18 protein-coding genes are annotated in these 18,068 nt (G+C 54.8%); 5 read left to right on the top strand and 13 right to left on the bottom strand.

Annotation, left to right across the window (positions count from 1 at the left end):
• The 13 genes from pgmB to pspA form a co-directional block, all read right to left on the bottom strand.
• Window positions 1-678, bottom strand: coding sequence for a beta-phosphoglucomutase (gene pgmB / locus L466_RS10655; RefSeq protein WP_032680902.1), 678 nt, complete (start codon window positions 676-678; stop codon window positions 1-3).
• Complete coding sequence (locus L466_RS10660; protein WP_032680901.1) at window positions 668-2,947, bottom strand: glycoside hydrolase family 65 protein; 2,280 nt, start codon at window positions 2,945-2,947, stop codon at window positions 668-670. Before L466_RS10660 ends, pgmB begins: the two co-directional genes overlap by 11 nt.
• Entirely contained in the window at window positions 2,941-3,999 is a 1,059-nt protein-coding gene (locus tag L466_RS10665) for a Gfo/Idh/MocA family protein (RefSeq protein ID WP_155962769.1), read from the bottom strand. The genes L466_RS10660 and L466_RS10665 overlap by 7 nt, the downstream gene beginning before the upstream one ends.
• Window positions 4,000-4,010: 11 nt before the next feature.
• Window positions 4,011-4,799, bottom strand: coding sequence for a sugar phosphate isomerase/epimerase family protein (locus L466_RS10670; RefSeq protein WP_032680900.1), 789 nt, complete (start codon window positions 4,797-4,799; stop codon window positions 4,011-4,013).
• Window positions 4,800-4,815: 16 nt separating this feature from the next.
• Window positions 4,816-5,868 (bottom strand): zinc-dependent alcohol dehydrogenase, encoded by a 1,053-nt coding sequence (locus L466_RS10675; protein WP_032680899.1) that lies wholly within the window; start codon window positions 5,866-5,868, stop codon window positions 4,816-4,818.
• Between the two features lie 28 nt (window positions 5,869-5,896).
• Window positions 5,897-6,739, bottom strand: coding sequence for a carbohydrate ABC transporter permease (locus L466_RS10680; RefSeq protein ID WP_025204015.1), 843 nt, complete (start codon window positions 6,737-6,739; stop codon window positions 5,897-5,899).
• Window positions 6,726-7,607 (bottom strand): carbohydrate ABC transporter permease, encoded by an 882-nt coding sequence (locus L466_RS10685; protein ID WP_032680897.1) that lies wholly within the window; start codon window positions 7,605-7,607, stop codon window positions 6,726-6,728. The genes L466_RS10680 and L466_RS10685 overlap by 14 nt, the downstream gene beginning before the upstream one ends.
• A gap of 22 nt (window positions 7,608-7,629) precedes the next feature.
• On the bottom strand, window positions 7,630-8,922 hold the full coding sequence (locus tag L466_RS10690; protein ID WP_032678282.1) for an ABC transporter substrate-binding protein: 1,293 nt from the start codon (window positions 8,920-8,922) through the stop codon (window positions 7,630-7,632).
• Between the two features lie 15 nt (window positions 8,923-8,937).
• Complete coding sequence (locus L466_RS10695; RefSeq protein WP_032680896.1) at window positions 8,938-10,635, bottom strand: sugar phosphorylase; 1,698 nt, start codon at window positions 10,633-10,635, stop codon at window positions 8,938-8,940.
• Between the two features lie 185 nt (window positions 10,636-10,820).
• On the bottom strand, window positions 10,821-11,045 hold the full coding sequence (gene pspD, locus L466_RS10700) for a phage shock protein PspD (protein ID WP_032680895.1): 225 nt from the start codon (window positions 11,043-11,045) through the stop codon (window positions 10,821-10,823).
• Window positions 11,046-11,057: 12 nt separating this feature from the next.
• Window positions 11,058-11,417 (bottom strand): envelope stress response membrane protein PspC, encoded by a 360-nt coding sequence (pspC, locus tag L466_RS10705; protein ID WP_014170343.1) that lies wholly within the window; start codon window positions 11,415-11,417, stop codon window positions 11,058-11,060.
• Window positions 11,417-11,641 (bottom strand): envelope stress response membrane protein PspB, encoded by a 225-nt coding sequence (pspB, locus tag L466_RS10710; RefSeq protein ID WP_025204011.1) that lies wholly within the window; start codon window positions 11,639-11,641, stop codon window positions 11,417-11,419. Before pspB ends, pspC begins: the two co-directional genes overlap by 1 nt.
• 54 nt (window positions 11,642-11,695) lie before the next feature.
• The gene (gene pspA / locus L466_RS10715) at window positions 11,696-12,364 is read right to left on the bottom strand and encodes a phage shock protein PspA (RefSeq protein ID WP_014170345.1); all 669 of its coding nucleotides are present in this window, start codon (window positions 12,362-12,364) and stop codon (window positions 11,696-11,698) included.
• A 166-nt stretch (window positions 12,365-12,530) separates the two neighbouring features.
• On the opposite strand from pspA, the gene pspF reads away from it, so the two are divergent.
• From pspF to sapD, 5 genes are all read left to right on the top strand, one after another.
• Entirely contained in the window at window positions 12,531-13,508 is a 978-nt protein-coding gene (gene pspF, locus L466_RS10720; protein ID WP_032680894.1) for a phage shock protein operon transcriptional activator, read from the top strand.
• Window positions 13,509-13,596: 88 nt separating this feature from the next.
• The gene (gene sapA / locus L466_RS10725; protein ID WP_020882454.1) at window positions 13,597-15,237 is read left to right on the top strand and encodes an ABC transporter substrate-binding protein SapA; all 1,641 of its coding nucleotides are present in this window, start codon (window positions 13,597-13,599) and stop codon (window positions 15,235-15,237) included.
• Window positions 15,234-16,199: a putrescine export ABC transporter permease SapB gene (gene sapB / locus L466_RS10730; protein ID WP_014170348.1), complete on the top strand. Its 966-nt coding sequence runs from the start codon at window positions 15,234-15,236 to the stop codon at window positions 16,197-16,199. Before sapA ends, sapB begins: the two co-directional genes overlap by 4 nt.
• A complete protein-coding gene (gene sapC, locus L466_RS10735; protein ID WP_014170349.1) occupies window positions 16,186-17,076 on the top strand; it encodes a putrescine export ABC transporter permease SapC in 891 nt (296 codons plus the stop codon). The genes sapB and sapC overlap by 14 nt, the downstream gene beginning before the upstream one ends.
• Window positions 17,076-18,068, top strand: coding sequence for a putrescine export ABC transporter ATP-binding protein SapD (gene sapD, locus L466_RS10740; protein ID WP_014170350.1), 993 nt, complete (start codon window positions 17,076-17,078; stop codon window positions 18,066-18,068). Before sapC ends, sapD begins: the two co-directional genes overlap by 1 nt.

Genomic DNA, 18,068 nt, shown 5'->3' with positions numbered 1-18,068 from the left:
TTAATTCCTTATCATTACCGTTCGGGATGCCCAGAAATCCGTCAGGCATTTCCAGGTCAGTTCCTGCGTTGAATGAAGTTGTAATCCCGCATGGTTCAGGCCAGGCCCAATCCCGACCGAGAGCATTCCCGCCGCGTTGATTGCCTCAACGCCGGCTGCAGCATCTTCGATTCCAATAGCCTGCTCGGGGCGCACGTTCAGCCCGGCGCAGGCCGCAAGAAAGATCTCCGGGTCCGGTTTTGAGCGGGCAATGCGCGAGGCATCGGCGCAGAAATCAAAAGCCCTCTCAATGCCCAGCGCCTGCAAAATACCGGGGGCGTTAAGGGACACAGAGGCCAGCCCGATTTTGACGTTCGCCGCACGAATTTCCGCCAGCACCTCGCGGATGCCCGGAAGCAGAGAATCCTGCGTCAACGACGCCAGAGACCCGACGTAGCGCGCGTTCTTTTTATCCGCGAGCGCCTGCCGCTGCTGGTCGTTAAACTCCCCCTCTTTTCCGCCATGGCGCAGGATCCGCTGCAGCGATTCCATACGGCTTATCCCTTTCAGCTCGTCGTTGAACACCACGTCGAACGAGATGCCAATTTCCTGCGCCACGGCACGCCAGGCCAGAAAATGCAGATGCGCGGTATCGGTGATCACACCATCAAGATCGAAGACAACGGCCTCAGGCTTCATGATTTGCTCCTGTGGTAGCGGTCCCACCAAGAGATGTGAAAAAATCCCTGAAAGAACAGACCTGCCGATCCGTTATGCACAGGGTTTTACCCCACAGCGTTAAGGTCACCGGTGCAGTGGTTTCAATCGTTAAAACATCATTTTCAAACGTGAAGTGCATGCGCGCGTTTCTCCATCGCAGCGGGAAAGCCAGTTTTCGCCAGTGGGCAGGCAGCTTCGGGGCAAGATGCAATTCCCCCTGGACGATCTGCATGCCAGCAAATCCCTGAATAACGCCGGACCAGATAGCCCCGGTGGCGGCAGCATGAATCCCGTCATCGCAGCTGTGCGGATCGTCGCCCAGATCGATGGCAACACCCTCGCGCCAGAAGGCGTAGGCCCTTTCCGTATCGCCACACCGGGCAGCAACAATTCCGTGAATCGCTTTGCTCAGCGAAGAGTCGTGTATGGTACGCGGCTCGTAGTACGCCAGGTTGGCAGCACACTGCTGTGGGGTAAACCGTTCCGGCAGCAGGTAGTTGAGCATCACCACATCGGCCTGTTTAAGGATCTGCATCTCGTTCACTTCCGCGCGGGAGTAATCGAGCAGAATGGTCTGTTTACCCGCTTTCGCCTTATAGCGGCTCAGATCGATTGCCGGTTTCGCCATGAAGGTGTCATCCTGAGGAAGGACCCCTTCTGCGTTGGCTTGCGGTAACCACAAACGGGACATAAACCGGCTGGCATTCTCCATGAAGCCGGCATCTTCACGATTGAACATCGCCATAAACTGGCGCGCACAGGCGACATTGTGCCAGGCCAGATAGTTGGTGTAGGCATTGTTATTGACGTGCTCCGTGTACTCATCCGGCCCGATCACATCGTGGATTTCCAGGCGACCATTGACTTCCGTCGCCCGCCCCATCCAGAACGTTGCCGTCTCTATCAGTAGCGTCAGCCCTTCGTTACGCATAAAAGCGTCATCATGTGTCGCCTGCCAGTAGGCCACGACAGCCCAGGCAATGTCCGCCACAATGTGATGTTCTGCCAGCGCAGAGGCCACTTTCTGGCGCGTGCCCGTGCGGATGTTGATTGCCGCATATTCCGGCGTTTCCTCCTGACCGCTCGCGGCACTCTCCCAGGGGAAAAGTGCGCCAGGCCAGCCGTTGCGACGCGCTTTTTCACGAGCCCCGGCCAGGTTGAGCCAGCGATAACGCAGCAGACTGCGGGCGACCTGCGGACGCGTAAAGAGATGGAAAGGCAGCAGGAAAATTTCGGTATCCCAGAAGACGTGGCCTTTATACCCTTCGCCGGTCAATCCTTTCGCGGCGATACTGCAGCGCTCATTGTCGGCAGGCGTCATGGCGGTCAGATGCCAGATGGTATAATCCAGCGCGAGCTGATCCTGCGGTTCCGCAGACGTTACCGCCACCCGCGCATCTCGCCAGACGTCTTCCCAGGCGCAGGCAGAGCTCTCCAGCAACGATGCGTAGCCTCGCGCTGCGCACACCTTGAGTTCGGCCAGTGCGTTACGCGCAAACGACGCCTGCGAAAGTGCTTTGTCACTGCGGTGGGCGACCCAGACGATCTTTTCAAGCGTGACAGTGTCACCCTGCGAAACGTTCAGGGAATAATGCGCACTGATGCGACGATTTTTAGCGGTAAAGCAGTTTTCACTACCCGCTGAAAGCCGGCAGAACGCGGATATAACGACATCAGAAACCCGGTCCTGCGTTTCATACACGCCCTGCATACAGTTCTGGTCGAATACCCGGACTGAAATCTCATCCAGATGCTGCCTGCCGCTGTTGGTTTGCGTCGCATCGATTCCGGTTTTCAACACCACCTGCGAGGGTCCATCAAGGGGAGTGATGGCGAGTTGCATTGCCACTAACGGCAACTGAGCGAGAGAAACGAAACGACGGCTCTCCAGGCGGTAGCGTTTCCCGTCGGGCGAGCGCCAGAGCACGCTGCGACGCAGTTCACCATTGGCAAACGCCAGCTCGCGCTGCCACTCAAGAAGCGCCCCGGAAAGCAGGGTAAAATTCACACCATCCAGTTCAACCTCAATACCGGTAATATCCGGCAGGTTGATTAACTCCGTGGTCTCATTGCGACCTGCGCGATGATAAAGCCCGGCGAGATACATGCCTCTGGTTTGCTGGGTGTAATCCTCTTCGTGTGCCGCGCGAATGCCCATGTAGCCATTGCCGCAAGCCATGATGGAGGCGTATTTATTCAGACTGTGGGGAGAGAAGCCCGGTTCGGTTAAAACAGACACATTCAGCATAACGTCACGCTTTCCCCTGTATCTGCCGATTCATAAAGCGCGGCAACAAGTTGCTGGATAACCAGCCCCTGTTCCGCATCTGCGATCATAACCGGCTCTCCCAGCACATGGCGTACAAACGCCTCCATGCTGCGCAGGTGACGCTGGTCGTCTGCCTCAACACGCTGCATGAGGGTCTGTAAAACGCCTGCCTCATCGTGGTATATGTGTGCCGGGAAGAGCGTGGCCCCCGCCTTTTCGCCACAGAATGAAACATTCATGATCGACTGCTCACGGATATTCAGCGCAAACGACGTATCCAGGCGCAGAACGCCGCCATTGCAGAATTCAATTGTGCCAAACAGAGCATCTTCAACGGCAAACCGGGCGGGATCCCACTCGCCAAACTGTCCACTGTTTTTACGGTTCCCCAGCTTCTGGAAGCTGTGGGCGGTCACCCTTTTTACCGCCGGAAAACCCAGCACATACATCGCGGCATCCAGCATATGAATACCGATATCGATCAGCGGTCCGCCACCCTGTAGCGATTTGTTCGTAAAGACGCCCCAGCCCGGCACGCCGCAACGTCGCAGCGCCTGTGCCGACGTAAAGTAGATCTCACCTAACGCCCCATTTGTGACAGCGTCACGGAGCAGCTGCGTGTCGAGCGCAAACCGATGGTGAAAATCATACGCCAGCACTTTTCCCGCTTTACGGGCCGCCATGCGCATCTGGTCAGCCTGTTGCGGCGTCATGGCAGGCGGTTTTTCGCACATCACATGACATCCGGCCTCCAGTGCCGCCATGACATGTTCAAAATGGAACCGGTTTGGGGAGCAGACGCTGACCACATCAGGTTTTACCGCCTGCAGCATTTCAGATGCATTCTGCCAGACCGAAGGAATTGCATGACGTTCCGCAAACGCCTGTGCCTGTTCAAGGCCGCTGTCCATGACAGCGACCATTTGAACATCACTGCGTGTGGCGTAATACGAGGCATGCACTTTGTCCGCGACCTGCCCGGCGCCAATAATGGCGACGCGCAGAAGCGAAGGTGTTGAAGCACTCATCACGCTCGTCATCCTTAGCATTCACGCAGATACGTGAGTGAATCCTGGTAAGCCTGGGCCGGATCGTCGGCGCGGACACGGCACTCATACACCACGTAGCCTTGATAGTTGTCCGCACGAAGCTGCCCGAACAACGTGGCAAAATCCAGCGTCCCGCTGCCAGGCTGATAGCGATGGTTATCGGCGATATGCACATGACCCAGCAGATCCCGGTTGCGATGCAGCGCCTCTGTTAGCGAATCTTCTTCGATATTCATGTGGTAAAAGTCGCCGATGATCTGCACATGCCTGAGCGCGTTCTCTTCGATATAGCGACGCGCATCCGCGAGCGTGTTGATCATGTGATCCTGGTAGCGGTTGAGCGGCTCAAGGTAAACGGTGGTCCCGGTACGCGCCGCCACCTCATCCAGATAACGCAGCGAAGCACTCACCGCTTCGCGGTCACCCGCCAGGCTGCGTGGAGAGGTCATCGGCGGCAAACGGAAGGTAAACATTCCCCAGGCAGCGGGCACAATAATCCCCTTTCCACCCACTTCAGCCAGTGCTTCCAGGATGCGTTCGATCTGTTTTAATCCGTTCAGACGACGTTCTTCAATGAAGTCACCAATCCAGCCGTCATATCCCCCGCAGGCGGTGGTCACCGGCAGGCCCGTGGCGGTGATTGCGGCTTTCACTTCATCGAGATTGTCCACCAGCAGTTTGCCGTCAATTTCAAAGCCATCAAAACCCATCGCTTTGATGTACTGGAATTTCTCCAGAATAGAAGTCGGGAAAAAGGCCTGGTTTTGCGTTGCGATTTTCATTGATGCTCTCCTTAGCTTAAAAAGTGACGCCCATCTTGATGCTCAGTTCCGGATGCTGATCGACATACTTCATGTAGCTCTCAGCGCTGGTGGTAAAGGTGACAACCGGGTCAATCAGATCTTCGCAGTTCAGATAACCGTTCATCAGCAGTTCCCAGCAGGTCTCTTCAATACGCTTGCGGCTCCAGCGCGGGTAATCCGGGTTGGGTTCGCTGCAGGCGCGCGAGAAAACGATTTTCGCGTTATTGAAGTGGGCTTCACGCCCCAGATTGAACCCTTCTGCGAACGGTTTCGCGAAAGCCACGTAGGCGATCGTTCCACCGTAGGCGAGCCCGCGCAGCGCAGACTGCAATGCATCGGCAAAACCGCTGGTTTCGATAATCACGTCAGCGCCCTGCTTTCCGGTCAGTTTTTTAATCTCCAGACCGACATCGGTGCCAAACGGATTGAGGCAGTAATCAGCCCCGTGACGGCGGGCAATTTCGCAGCGATGCGCGATAGGATCGACACCGATGACGATGGATGCACCGGCTTTTTTCGCCAGCTGAATCGCAATCTGCCCAATGGCACCCAGTCCGACTACAACGACAAAATCCCCTACCCGCACGTTAGCATCACGCACGCCGCTCATGGCGAACTGCGCAGGGTCGTAACAGACGGCATTTTTCCAGGAAGACCCTTGCGGCATTTTGCGCAGCTTGTAGTTATTAACGGCATTCACGATGACCGTCTCCTGCAGCGGCCCATAGCAGCAGACACGGTCGCCCGTCTGGTACTCCGTCACGTCATCGCCGCATTCGATAATGTCGCCAACGATCATGTTGCCCAGCTGGAACTTACCAAACTCAATGCCCCGCGCCGCGCCCTCTTCACGCGGGGTAAACATCTGCCACTCCGCGTTAAACTCCTCATCAATGAAGGGACTTGCCGCACGGAAATCTACCACTTCGGTGCCGTGTTTTGGCGCGCCGAAGCGCGCACGAATTTTCACTTCATGGACGGCAACAGGACGATCTTCATATTCCACCAGCGCCGCTACACGAGGCGCTGTCGCAACTAACTTTTTCATGACTGACTCCTAGTTAAAACTGGCCGCCTCAGCCCTTAACGCCACCGGCGGTCAAACCACTTTTGATAAAACGTTCAGACAGTGCGTACATGATGACCACCGGAAGCGCTGTCACCAGCGATGCCGCCATCATGCGACCCCAGATATAATCTGGCGTGCTAAAGAGCGTGTTCAGCCCAACCGGCAAGGTGAAATTGCTGGCGCTGGACAGGAAAATGGATGCAAACAGGTAGTCGTTCCATGCCACCATGAAGCAGTAGACGAACACCGACACGAGGCCGGAAATCGCCAGCGGAACGGTAATGCGGAAGATAATTTGCAGGCGGTTAAGCCCGTCCATCATCGCGGCTTCTTCTATTTCATCCGGAATGGTGTCGAAATAGCTGCGCAGCATAAAGACGGCTGTCGGCAGCGTCTGGGTCACCATGGTGATAATCAGCGCCAGCTCTGTGTCATAGATCCCCAGCGCGGTGATGATTTTGAACAGCGGCACCACCAGCAAAATCCCCGAGAACATATAGACGGTGTAAAAACTCGCATTGATCGTCGTGCGTCCTTTAAAACGCAGTTTGGATAACGCGTAAGCCCCCAGCGTGCCGAGAAAAACGGCAATCACCGACGAGGTCAGCGAGACCACCATGCTGTTTCTGAAGTAGTCCACAAACGGGAAGATCAGCGGATTAAAGATGTCGATGTAATGCTGCAGCGTCCACGCCTGCGGCAGGATGGTCGGATGGAGCGATATCGCCTCTTTCGCGCTCTTAAGCGAGGTCATTAACATCACAAAGAACGGGAACAGCGTGATGATCAGAAACACCGCCAGTCCCAGATAAAAACCGAGACGACCCAGTACGCGTTTATTTGTTGCCATTGAGGTTTACCCTTTTTCTGGTCAGCAGAATGACGGCGAAGATGATCACGAACAGCACCACGGAGATGGCAGCGGCTTTCCCGAGGTCATTGAAGGCAAATGCGGTCTTGTAGAGATAGATGCCCAAAATATCGACCTTGGTGGTCAGGAGATAAACATCAGCGAACATATAGAACATCCAGATGGTTCGCAGTGTAATCACCGTGGCCAGCACCGGCATAATGGCGGGCAGTGTGACGATACGAAAACGCTGCCAGGCATTTGCCCCATCCATTTCCGCGGCTTCGTACAGCGACTTATCAATGGTCTGCAATATCGCGAGGAACGAGATAAACGCGTAGGGGAAGTAACGCCAGATGGCGAACAGCACCACCAGCACAAAACTGCTGCCCGGGTTGTCGAACCACAGCGGCGCCTGGTCATACAGGTGCAACAGATCGACACCCAGATAGTTCACAATGCCGTAGCCGTTGTTGAACATGTATTTCCATGCAAACACCAGCGAGATGGATGGTGTGACGTAGGACAAAATCACCAGTGAACGCGCCGTTTTCCGCAGGCGAAATTCCCGGTTAAAAAAGAGGGCAACGGCCAGCCCCAGCGCCGTGCTGCCCATCACCACCAGGGCGGTGTACCAGAACGTCATCCACAGGGAGTGCCAGAATGCGCCATCGCTGAGGATACGAACATAGTTATCCAGCCCGACAAACACGGCGCTAATGCGCGGGTTAAGCGGCAAACGTAAAAAGCTGATTTCAATATTGGAAATCATCGGCCAGGCCACCAGGCCCCCCAGCAAAATCAGGCTGGGGGCCAACAGCAGCATGGCGAAAGGCATATCTGAACGACCAGAAAACAACGTCTTCATAATTTCCTTCCGCAGAGCGCTCCTATCGTTGTGAAATCAGGTCAGTCAGTCGCTTTTGGCTGTTGCTTAACGTTGCAGTGAGATCCTGTTGACCTACTGTGACGTTATGCACCATGGAACTGATGATGCCGGACCCCGTTACATCACCCATGCGGGTAAAGTTTTTGTCGCCCACGGCGCCAAATACCTGCACATTCGGGAACTGGGCGATAAGCTCGTAGGGAAGTTGACCAAACGCTTTAATGACCTCGTTGTCTTTCCAGGAGTCCGTGCCGACGACCAGTTTGTTCACCGGCAGCGCGGCACCCGGGGACATCATCACCCAGTCAGACGCGTTCTGTGCCTGCTCCATCCAGGTGACAAACTTCTGTGCAGCCTGGGTTTCATCTTCTGTTTGACCGGAGGTGATCGTCAGCGATGTGACCATGCCGTAGACCGCTGAAGACGTTTCAGTCGGAACGACAAAGCCCAGGTTGGCTGGGTTGCCGTCTTTATAGACCGCCGGCAGGATATAGGTGGAATACACCGCCATCGGTGCCGAACCATTCATAAAGGCATCTTTAATCTCCATGACATCGTTCGAGCCCGGCATGGTGGTCGCGGCCAGTGCTTTATAGAACGCCAGCGCGTTCACCATTTCCGGGGTATCGATGTTGATTTTCCCGTTGGCGTCAAAAACGTTCGCGCCACCGGAAAGCGCAAACTGAGAAAACGCCTGCTCGGTCATCACGCTTTCCGCCGTGGGTAGCGCAATGCCATAGCGTTTTTTAGCCGGATCGCTGAGGCGTTGGCTGGCTTTCAGCAGCTGTTCCCAGTTATGCGGCTCCTCAATACCCGCCGCAGCAAGCACATCTTTGTGATACCAGACACCAGACAGCCAGGCGCTGATTGGCACCCCCGTCCAGGCTGAGCCGTCTTCCGTGCGAACGACACGTAAAATTCCGTCATAGAAGGTGTTTTCGCCCACCGCTTTGATGGCGGCGTTGATCGCATCCCGGTCCAGCAGCTGCTCTTTATCCATGACTTTTGCGTAGTCATGGCTGACCTCAATGACCTCGGGCAGCGCACCGGTGCGGGCCAACGTAATCACTTTGGTGTTGTAGGCATCCTCTTCTACCGGTACCTGTTTCACCGTAATCGTCGGGTTCTCTTTCTCGAATTTTTCAATCAGTTTTGTAATTACCGCCTGACGCTCCTGTTCAACTGAGGAGTGCATAAACTCAATGGTGACAGCAGAGGGTTTGTCATCCTTACAGCCTGACAACAAGGCGCACGAAACCAGTGCTGATATCAGCACAATTTTGGGCATATTCATGTTTAAGGTCCTTTTTTAGTTTTCTTTAATCCACAACACCTGCCATGGATTAAGGGTCAGAGTCGTACCAGTAATATCTTTCCCGGCGATCAATTCCCTGCCGGATGGAATATTCGACTCAAGCGTTTGAACGCGATCGCTGAAATTAAATAACGCGGTAACTTTTTCGCCACTTTGCGCAATACGCATTATTTTTAATACATGCTCGCCTGCCGTACTAAAACAAGCCTGACTGTCAGGGTGGAATGCTTTTTCTGCACGCCTCAGGGCGATTAATTCACGCAATCTATAATAGACTTTCTGCCGCAGGCTATTTTCGTTCTCAAGCTCACTGTCGATTGCACCGGCGAGGTATTTTTTGCGGTTAATCGCACGGTTATATCCCAGGCGCTCCACGCCCTCATAATCATTACGCGAGCCAAGAATACTTTGAATATAGACGGCAGGCACACCGGGGAAACTCAGGAGTACAGCATGAGCCAGAATAAACCGGGCAATACGGTGATTGTCATCGCAGTCCCTTGTGCTTAACGCATCAAGATAAGTGACATTGATTTCATACGGGCTTCGCGTTCCATCCGGATTGTTTTTCCAGTTGACCAGCGCCCCCTCGGCCTGAAGTTTCTCAACCAGCGAGAGGATCTCAGACTCGGGTAAAATTCCGCGTAACGGATTGAGGCCAATCCCGTCATGCGAGGCCAAAAAGTTAAACCAGGTGGTTTTCGTGGAAGGAAGCGTCAACGACGACGCCCACTGACACAGCGCCCGGACATCCTGACGGTGTACCGCATGCAGCACAAGCGGCGGCAAGGAGAACTGATACACCATCTGCGCTTCATTGTTGCCGTCACCAAAGTAGGCAACGTTGTCTTTATGCGGGACATTGGTCTCAGTGATTATCACCGTACCCGGCGCGACAGCCTCGGTAATGGCACGGAAAAGCTGGATAAGCTGATGGGTTTGTTCCAGATGGATACAGCTCGTTCCGGGTATCTTCCACATAAACCCAACGGCATCCAAACGAATGTAGCGCGCCCCTTCAGTCAGGTAGTGCAGCAGCACGTCTACCATCGCAATCAGAACCTGAGGAGAGGCAAAATTGAGATCGACCTGGTCGCTGCTGAAGGTGGTCCACAGGTGGCGTACGCTGCCATCGTGAAGCGTAAACGGCGTGAGGAGGGGCAAAGCACGCGGTCGCGTGACGGCCGACAGATCCGTTTCAGGGTCAACAGAAATGAAGAAATCGTTATACCCCGGCATTTGCTTAAGGTAATTCGCGAACCATTGACTTTGCGCCGACATGTGATTGCAGACGAAATCAAACATCAAACTGGCTGATTGTTTTAATTCGGCGATGTCCTGCCACGTTCCTGTTTCTGGTGCGACGTCGTGGTAATCAATAACAGAAAAACCGTCGTCAGAAGACCACGGATAAAAAGGTAAAAGATGAACATGTGAAAAGGAGTGAGAGAGCCACTTATTATAAAACCGTGTGAAAACCGGCAGGGCTTTCTCCCCTTCTGCCGAAAACTGATCGGCATACGTAATCAGGACAACATCTTTTTCATCCCACCCCACCTTACGCTTATCTGTAATAACAGAAATCGCGTTATCAATCTTTTCCAGCAACACCGAAAAATGGGTATCGGAAAATGATTCCCCGTAAACAAGATTAATGATTTCTTTAATTTTAGCCTGCATTTTATTTTCCATGGTAGCGGTCCCACGGAACGCAATCTACTCCCATGAAAAATATCTGTCAACGGACCGGGACGCAGAAAAAGGCGATTGCAAAGCAGCTCAACGCAGTATTGTGAGCTGCCGCAAAGAAAGAAAGGGAAAGCGAAGAAGTATCGCTAGCCTGCCCCGAAAACGAGAAAGGCTAACGTACGCAGGAATTATTGGGGAAAGTAGCGGCGTGAAAGCTGTTTTGCCACTTTTTGCAGCAGAGGTTCGAGCGCCACAGCCAGCAACATTCTTACCGGCTTGCGGGCAACAGATTTTATCGCCCAACCCGCCACACCTGCCGGGCCGAAACGTAATGCCGTCAGCAGGACCAGTTTACCTGCGATTTTCAGGCCGGGTTTTACCTTCTGACCGGCCTGTTGCCAGTTTTGCTTCATGTATATTCTCTCTTAAAGCTGACGAAAACGGCTTCTCAGCGTGAAGGTGTCAGACGTGACATAGCGCTCCATCTCACGTAACCGCTTCTCCCCAGCGGCGAGTTGATCGTCAACCGCGTTCAGGAGATCGTTGCTGGTCGGTGCGCCTTCTGCGGCCAGTTCACCTTCCGGCATCGGGTCGAGTACAAACGACAGCACGATGTACGCCACCAGGGTGATAAACGCCAGACCGAAGAAGATCGACAGCACTGTTACCACGCGAACCAGTTTGACCGGGACATCAAGATAATGGGCCAGTCCGGCACAGACGCCGCGTACCATTCCCTGCTGCGGAATGCGCCACAATTTTTTGTTCAGGTTCAGTCCAGCCATTAACGGTCCCTCCAGTTTGGATGTTCTGCATCGAGGATATCTTCCAGCGCCTGAATGCGTTCGCGCATTTTATTCGCCTGTTCGGTCAGCTGTACGAGACGCTGTTGTTCACTCTGGGAAAGTTCACCACGTGAAGAACGGTTGCTGTAGTGCAGCCATAACCAAATCGGCAGAACAAACAGCACGAAAATGGTCAGGGGAATAGCCAGAAAAAGCGCGCTCATGTGTACTCCTTGTCTTACGATGCGTGGCGGCACGCTCAGGTGCCGCACAAATTATTATTGGTTGTCTTGCTTCATTTTGGCTTTCAGCGCAGCAAGTTGCTCGCTGATTTCATCGTCCGCTTTCAGGTCAGCAAACTGCTGATCCAGTGACTTTTGTTTACCAATGCTGTGACTTTCCGCTTCCGCTTCCATATGGTCGATACGGCGTTCAAATGACTCAAAACGTGCCATTGCTTCATCCAGCTTACCGCTATCCAGCTGGCGACGTACATCGCGGGATGAGCTTGCCGCCTGGTGGCGCAATGCCAGCGCCTGCTGACGCGCACGCGTTTCGTTCAGTTTGTTCTCAAGCTCACCAATTTCTTTCTTCATACGCGAAAGGGTATCATCGACCAGTGTGACTTCATGCTCGAGCGTCGCGACCATGTCTGCCAGCTTCTGTTTTTCAATCAGCGCGGCGCGGGCCAGGTCTTCTTTATCTTTACGCAGCGCAAGTTCTGCTTTTTCCTGCCATTCGTTAAGCTGAGCGGTCGCCTGCTCAATGCGGCGCGTTAACTGTTTTTTCTCAGCCAGCGCACGGGCGGAGGTAGAACGCACTTCAACCAGCGTATCTTCCATTTCCTGAATCATCAGGCGCACCAGCTTCTGCGGATCTTCCGCTTTCTCAAGCAGTGAGTTGATATTGGCGTTCACGATGTCGGCGAAACGAGAAAAAATACCCATAATGTGATCCTCATAGTTCTGTTATCGGGCGATGCCCTGCTACATAGCTAATACAAATACCGTGCCAAGTTTTTATCTTGTTGATTTTACTTGATGTGGTTGATTTCCAGGCATCGGCACACTATGCTCACCTGGTGAATATCACTAAGGAGTGGTTAATTTCATCATGGCTGGATACAAAGACAATTTACTCGGCGAAGCCAACAGTTTTCTGGAAGTCCTCGAACAGGTCTCCCGTCTCGCGCCGCTCAACAAGCCGGTGCTTATTATCGGTGAGCGCGGCACGGGCAAGGAACTGATTGCTAACCGTCTACATTATTTATCCGGACGCTGGGATGGCCCCTTCATTTCGCTTAACTGCGCGGCGTTGAATGAAAATCTGCTCGACACGGAGCTTTTCGGTCATGAAGCCGGTGCTTTTACCGGTGCCCAAAAACGCCATCCGGGTCGTTTTGAACGCGCCGACGGCGGCACGCTGTTTCTTGATGAACTGGCCACCGCGCCCATGCTGGTACAGGAAAAGCTGCTGCGCGTGATTGAGTATGGCGAGCTGGAGCGTGTCGGCGGTAGCCAGCCGTTGCAGGTCAACGTGCGTCTGGTGTGCGCGACCAATGCCAACCTCCCGCAAATGGTGGCAGAGGATAAATTCCGTGCCGACCTGCTCGACCGGCTGGCCTTTGACGTCGTTCAGCTCCCGCCGCTGCGCGAGCGAAGAAGCGACATCATGCTGCTGGCAGAGCAGTTTGCGATTCAGATGTGTCGCGAGCTCGGTCTGCCGCTTTTTCCGGGGTTCAGCGAGTATGCAAAGGAAACACTCCTCGCTTACCACTGGCCGGGAAATATCCGTGAGTTAAAAAACGTCGTGGAGCGTTCTGTCTATCGCCACGGCAGCAGTGAGACCGAGCTGGATAACATTATTCTCGATCCTTTTCAGCGTAGCCCGCAGCCAGCTTCCGCCCCGCCCGCGTCCGGAGCTTCCCCTGCACTTCCCCTGGATTTGCGGCAGTTCCAGCATGAACAGGAACAACAGCTGCTTGAGCAGAGCCTGAAGATGGCGAAATATAACCAGAAACGGGCGGCTGAACTCCTGGGTCTGACCTACCATCAATTAAGGGCATTGCTCAAAAAGCATCAAATGCGCTGACAATATCAGCACTTACCCGCAGACATTTTTACGAAGCAGGCGTAAGTGCGATACACTTTGCAGATCGAACCTAAAAACCTTAAAAATTATGCGTCTGGTTTTATCGTCCTTCTTTGCACTTGGTCTGTTCAGCAGCCTGGCGTTTGCTGCGCCCGAACCCGCTACGCAACCTGATATTCGCGACAGCGGCTTCGTCTATTGCGTAAGCGGTCAGGTTGATACATTTAACCCGCAAAAAGCGGGCAGCGGCCTGATTGTGGATACCCTTGCCGCGCAACTCTATGACCGTCTGCTTGATGTGGATCCCTACACCTACCGTCTGGTGCCAGAGCTTGCCGAAAGCTGGGAAGTCCTGGATAACGGCGCGACCTACCGTTTCCACCTGCGCGATGATGTCGCATTTCAGCACACGCCATGGTTTACCCCAACGCGCAAACTGAACGCGGATGACGTGGTCTTTACGTTCCAGCGTATCTTTAACCGTAATCACCCGTGGCATAACGTTAACGGCAGCAACTTCCCCTACTTCGACAGCCTGCAGTTTGCCGATACCGTTAAAAGCGTTCGCAAGCTGGATAACCGCACGGTGGAGTTTTCGCTGAAGCGCCCGGATGCCTCTTTCCTCTGGCACCTGGCCACCCACTATGCGTCCGTCATGTCTGCTGAATACGCCGCGAACCTGAGCAAAATCGATCGGCAGGAGTTAATCGATCGTCAGCCAGTCGGTACCGGTCCGTTCCAGCTGGCCGAATATCGCTCCGGACAATATATCCGCCTGCAGCGCCATGCGCATTTCTGGCGCGGCACGCCGCTGATGCCACAGGTAGTGGTCGATCTTGGCTCTGGCGGGACGGGGCGTTTATCAAAACTGCTGACCGGGGAGTGCGACGTGCTGGCGTGGCCTGCTGCCAGCCAGCTCACCATTTTGCGCGACGATCCGCGTTTGCGCCTGACGTTACGCCCCGGCATGAACATCGCCTATCTGGCGTTTAATACCGATAAGCCGCCGCTGAACAACCCTGCCGTACGCCATGCGCTGGCGCTGGCCATCAACAACCAGCGTCTGATGCAGTCGATCTATTACGGTACGGCAGAAACCGCCGCCTCTATTTTGCCGCGAGCCTCGTGGGCCTATGACAGTGAAGCTAAAATTACGGAATACAACCCGGCAAAAGCGCGTGAACAGCTGAAAGCGCTGGGGGCAGAAAACCTGACGCTGCAACTCTGGGTACCGACCAGCTCTCAGGCCTGGAACCCAAGCCCGCTGAAGACCGCCGAGCTGTTGCAGGCAGATATGGCGCAGGTGGGTGTGAAAGTGATCATCGTGCCGGTTGAGGGTCGTTTCCAGGAGGCGCGCCTGATGGACATGAACCATGATTTAACCCTGACAGGCTGGGCGACCGACAGTAATGATCCGGACAGCTTCTTCCGTCCGTTGCTGAGCTGTGCGGCGATTAACTCCCAGACCAACTACGCCCACTGGTGCAACCGGGAATTTGACGGCGTGCTGCAAAAAGCGCTGGCGTCCCAACAGCTGGCGTCACGCATAGACGCCTATGATGAAGCGCAGAAGATCCTTGCCGAAGAGCTGCCCGTGCTGCCGCTGGCCTCGTCCCTGCGCCTGCAGGCCTATCGCTATGATATTAAAGGCCTGGTGTTGAGTCCGTTCGGCAACGCCTCCTTCGCCGGCGTGTCTCGCGAAAAAGAACAAGAGGTGAAAAAACCATGATCATTTTTACCTTGCGCCGCCTTCTGCTGTTGCTGGTGACGCTCTTTTTCCTGACCTTTGTTGGTTTCAGTCTGAGCTATTTCACCCCGCACGCCCCGCTCCAGGGGTCGTCGCTGTGGGATGCGTGGCTCTTCTGGTTTAACGGTCTGCTGCACTGGGATTTCGGTGTTTCAAGCATCAACGGACAGCTCATCTCCGAGCAGCTGAAAGAGGTTTTCCCGGCGACAATGGAGCTGTGCATTCTGGCATTCGGTTTTGCCTTAATGGTTGGTATTCCGGTAGGGATGCTGGCAGGGATTTATCGCAACAAATGGCAGGATAAATTTATCAGCGCCCTCGCCCTGCTCGGCTTCTCGATCCCGATCTTCTGGCTGGCGCTGCTGCTGACGCTTTTCTTTTCCCTCAACCTGGGCTGGCTGCCGGTTTCTGGCCGTTTTGACCTGTTGTATACGGTAAAAACGGTGACCGGGTTTGCTATCGTTGACGCCTGGCTGTCTGATTCAGCCTGGCGACATGAGATGATCGTCAGCGCCGTACGCCATATGGTCTTGCCGGTACTGACGCTGGCGGTGGCACCGACAACCGAAGTGATCCGCCTGATGCGCCTGAGTACCATCGAGGTGTTCGATCAGAACTATGTCAAAGCGGCCGCCACGCGCGGCTTATCGCGCCTGACTATCTTGCGCCGTAATGTGCTGCATAATGCCCTGCCGCCTGTGATCCCGCGACTGGGGCTCCAGTTTTCCACCATGCTCACCCTGGCGATGATTACCGAAATGGTCTTCAGCTGGCCGGGGCTGGGACGATGGTTGATCAATGCTATCCGCCAGCAGGACTACGCCGCCATTTCGGCGGGCGTCATGGTGATTGGCTCTCTGGTGATTATTGTTAACGTGATTTCCGATATTTTGGGTGCTATGGCCAACCCGTTGAAGCATAAGGAATGGTATGCCCTACGATAACGTATACAGTGAAAAGCGCACGCCCGGTGCGCTGCGTACCGTGTGGCGTAAATTCTATGGTGACACCACGGCAATGATTGGCCTTTATGGCTTCGCCGGGCTGGTGTTGCTCTGCGTTTTTGGCTCCTGGTTTGCGCCCTACGGTATTGATCAGCAGTTCCTTGGCTATCAGTTGCTGCCCCCATCCTGGTCGCGCTACGGTGAGGTCTCTTTCTTCCTCGGTACGGACGACCTCGGGCGTGACGTATTGAGCCGCCTGTTGAGCGGCGCGGCGCCGACGGTCGGCGGTGCATTTGTGGTGACGTTTGCTGCCACCATCTGCGGTCTGGCGCTCGGCATCTTTGCCGGGTCGACGCATGGCCTGCGCTCGGCGGCACTGAACCACATTCTCGACACCCTGCTCTCTATTCCGTCCCTGCTGCTGGCCATCATTGTGGTGGCGTTTGTCGGGCCACACCTGTCGCATGCCATGTTCGCGGTCTGGCTGGCGATCCTCCCCCGCATCGTGCGTTCGGTATACAGCATGGTGCATGACGAGCTGGAAAAAGAGTATGTCGTCGCAGCTCGCCTGGACGGTGCGACAACCTTAAACATCCTCTGGTTTGCCGTACTGCCGAACATCGCTGCCGGGCTGGTCACGGAGATCACCCGCGCCCTGTCGATGGCGATTCTGGACATCGCGGCGCTTGGCTTTCTCGATCTCGGTGCGCAGCTGCCGTCGCCTGAATGGGGCGCGATGCTCGGTGACGCGCTTGAGCTTATCTACGTTGCGCCGTGGACGGTCATGTTACCGGGCGCAGCCATTATGGTGAGTGTGCTGCTTGTTAACCTGCTGGGCGATGGTATACGCCGTGCAATTAATGCGGGGGTGCAATAATGCCGCTTCTTGATATTCGCAACCTGACCATCGAGTTCAAAACCGGTGAAGGCTGGGTGAAAGCCGTCGATCGCATCAGTATCACCCTTGCTGAGGGTGAAATTCGCGGGCTGGTGGGTGAATCCGGTTCAGGGAAAAGCCTGATCGCCAAAGCCATCTGTGGCGTGGCGAAGGATAACTGGCGCGTCACCGCTGACCGTATGCGTTTTGATGATATCGACCTGCAACGCCTCTCTCCCCGCGAGCGTCGCAAGCTGGTCGGCCATAACGTATCAATGATTTTCCAGGAGCCGCAATCCTGTCTTGACCCTTCCGAGCGCGTGGGCAAACAGCTGATGCAGAACATTCCCGGATGGACCTATAAAGGCCGCTGGTGGCAACGGTTTGGCTGGCGTAAGCGTCGTGCTATTGAGCTGTTGCACCGCGTCGGGATCAAAGATCATAAAGATGCCATGCGCAGTTTTCCGTACGAACTGACCGACGGTGAATGTCAGAAAGTGATGATTGCCATCGCGCTGGCCAATCAGCCGCGTCTGCTGATTGCGGATGAACCGACCAACGCGATGGAACCGACCACGCAGGCGCAGATTTTCCGCCTGCTGACGCGTCTGAACCAGAACAACAACACCACCATTTTGTTAATCAGTCACGACCTGCAAATGCTCAGCAAATGGGCTGATAAGATTGATGTGATGTACTGCGGGCAGACGGTCGAAACCGCCCCGAGTGAAGACCTCATCACCGCGCCGCATCATCCGTATACGCAGGCGCTGATCCGCGCCATTCCAGATTTTGGCAGCGCCATGCCGCACAAGAGTCGCCTGAATACCCTGCCCGGGGCTATCCCGCTGCTGGAGTCCTTGCCGATTGGCTGTCGTCTGGGGCCGCGGTGCCCGTATGCGCAGCGTAAATGTATTGAGACGCCACGCCTGACAGGGGCCAAAAATCATCTATATGCCTGTCATTTCCCGCTGAACATGGAGAGAGAGTGA

It is taken from the genome of Enterobacter sp. BIDMC 30 (assembly GCF_000534355.1).
Taxonomy (GTDB): domain Bacteria; phylum Pseudomonadota; class Gammaproteobacteria; order Enterobacterales; family Enterobacteriaceae; genus Enterobacter; species Enterobacter ludwigii.
The sequence above is the reverse complement of the archived record's forward strand: the minus strand, read 5'-3'. Positions and strand labels throughout refer to the sequence as shown.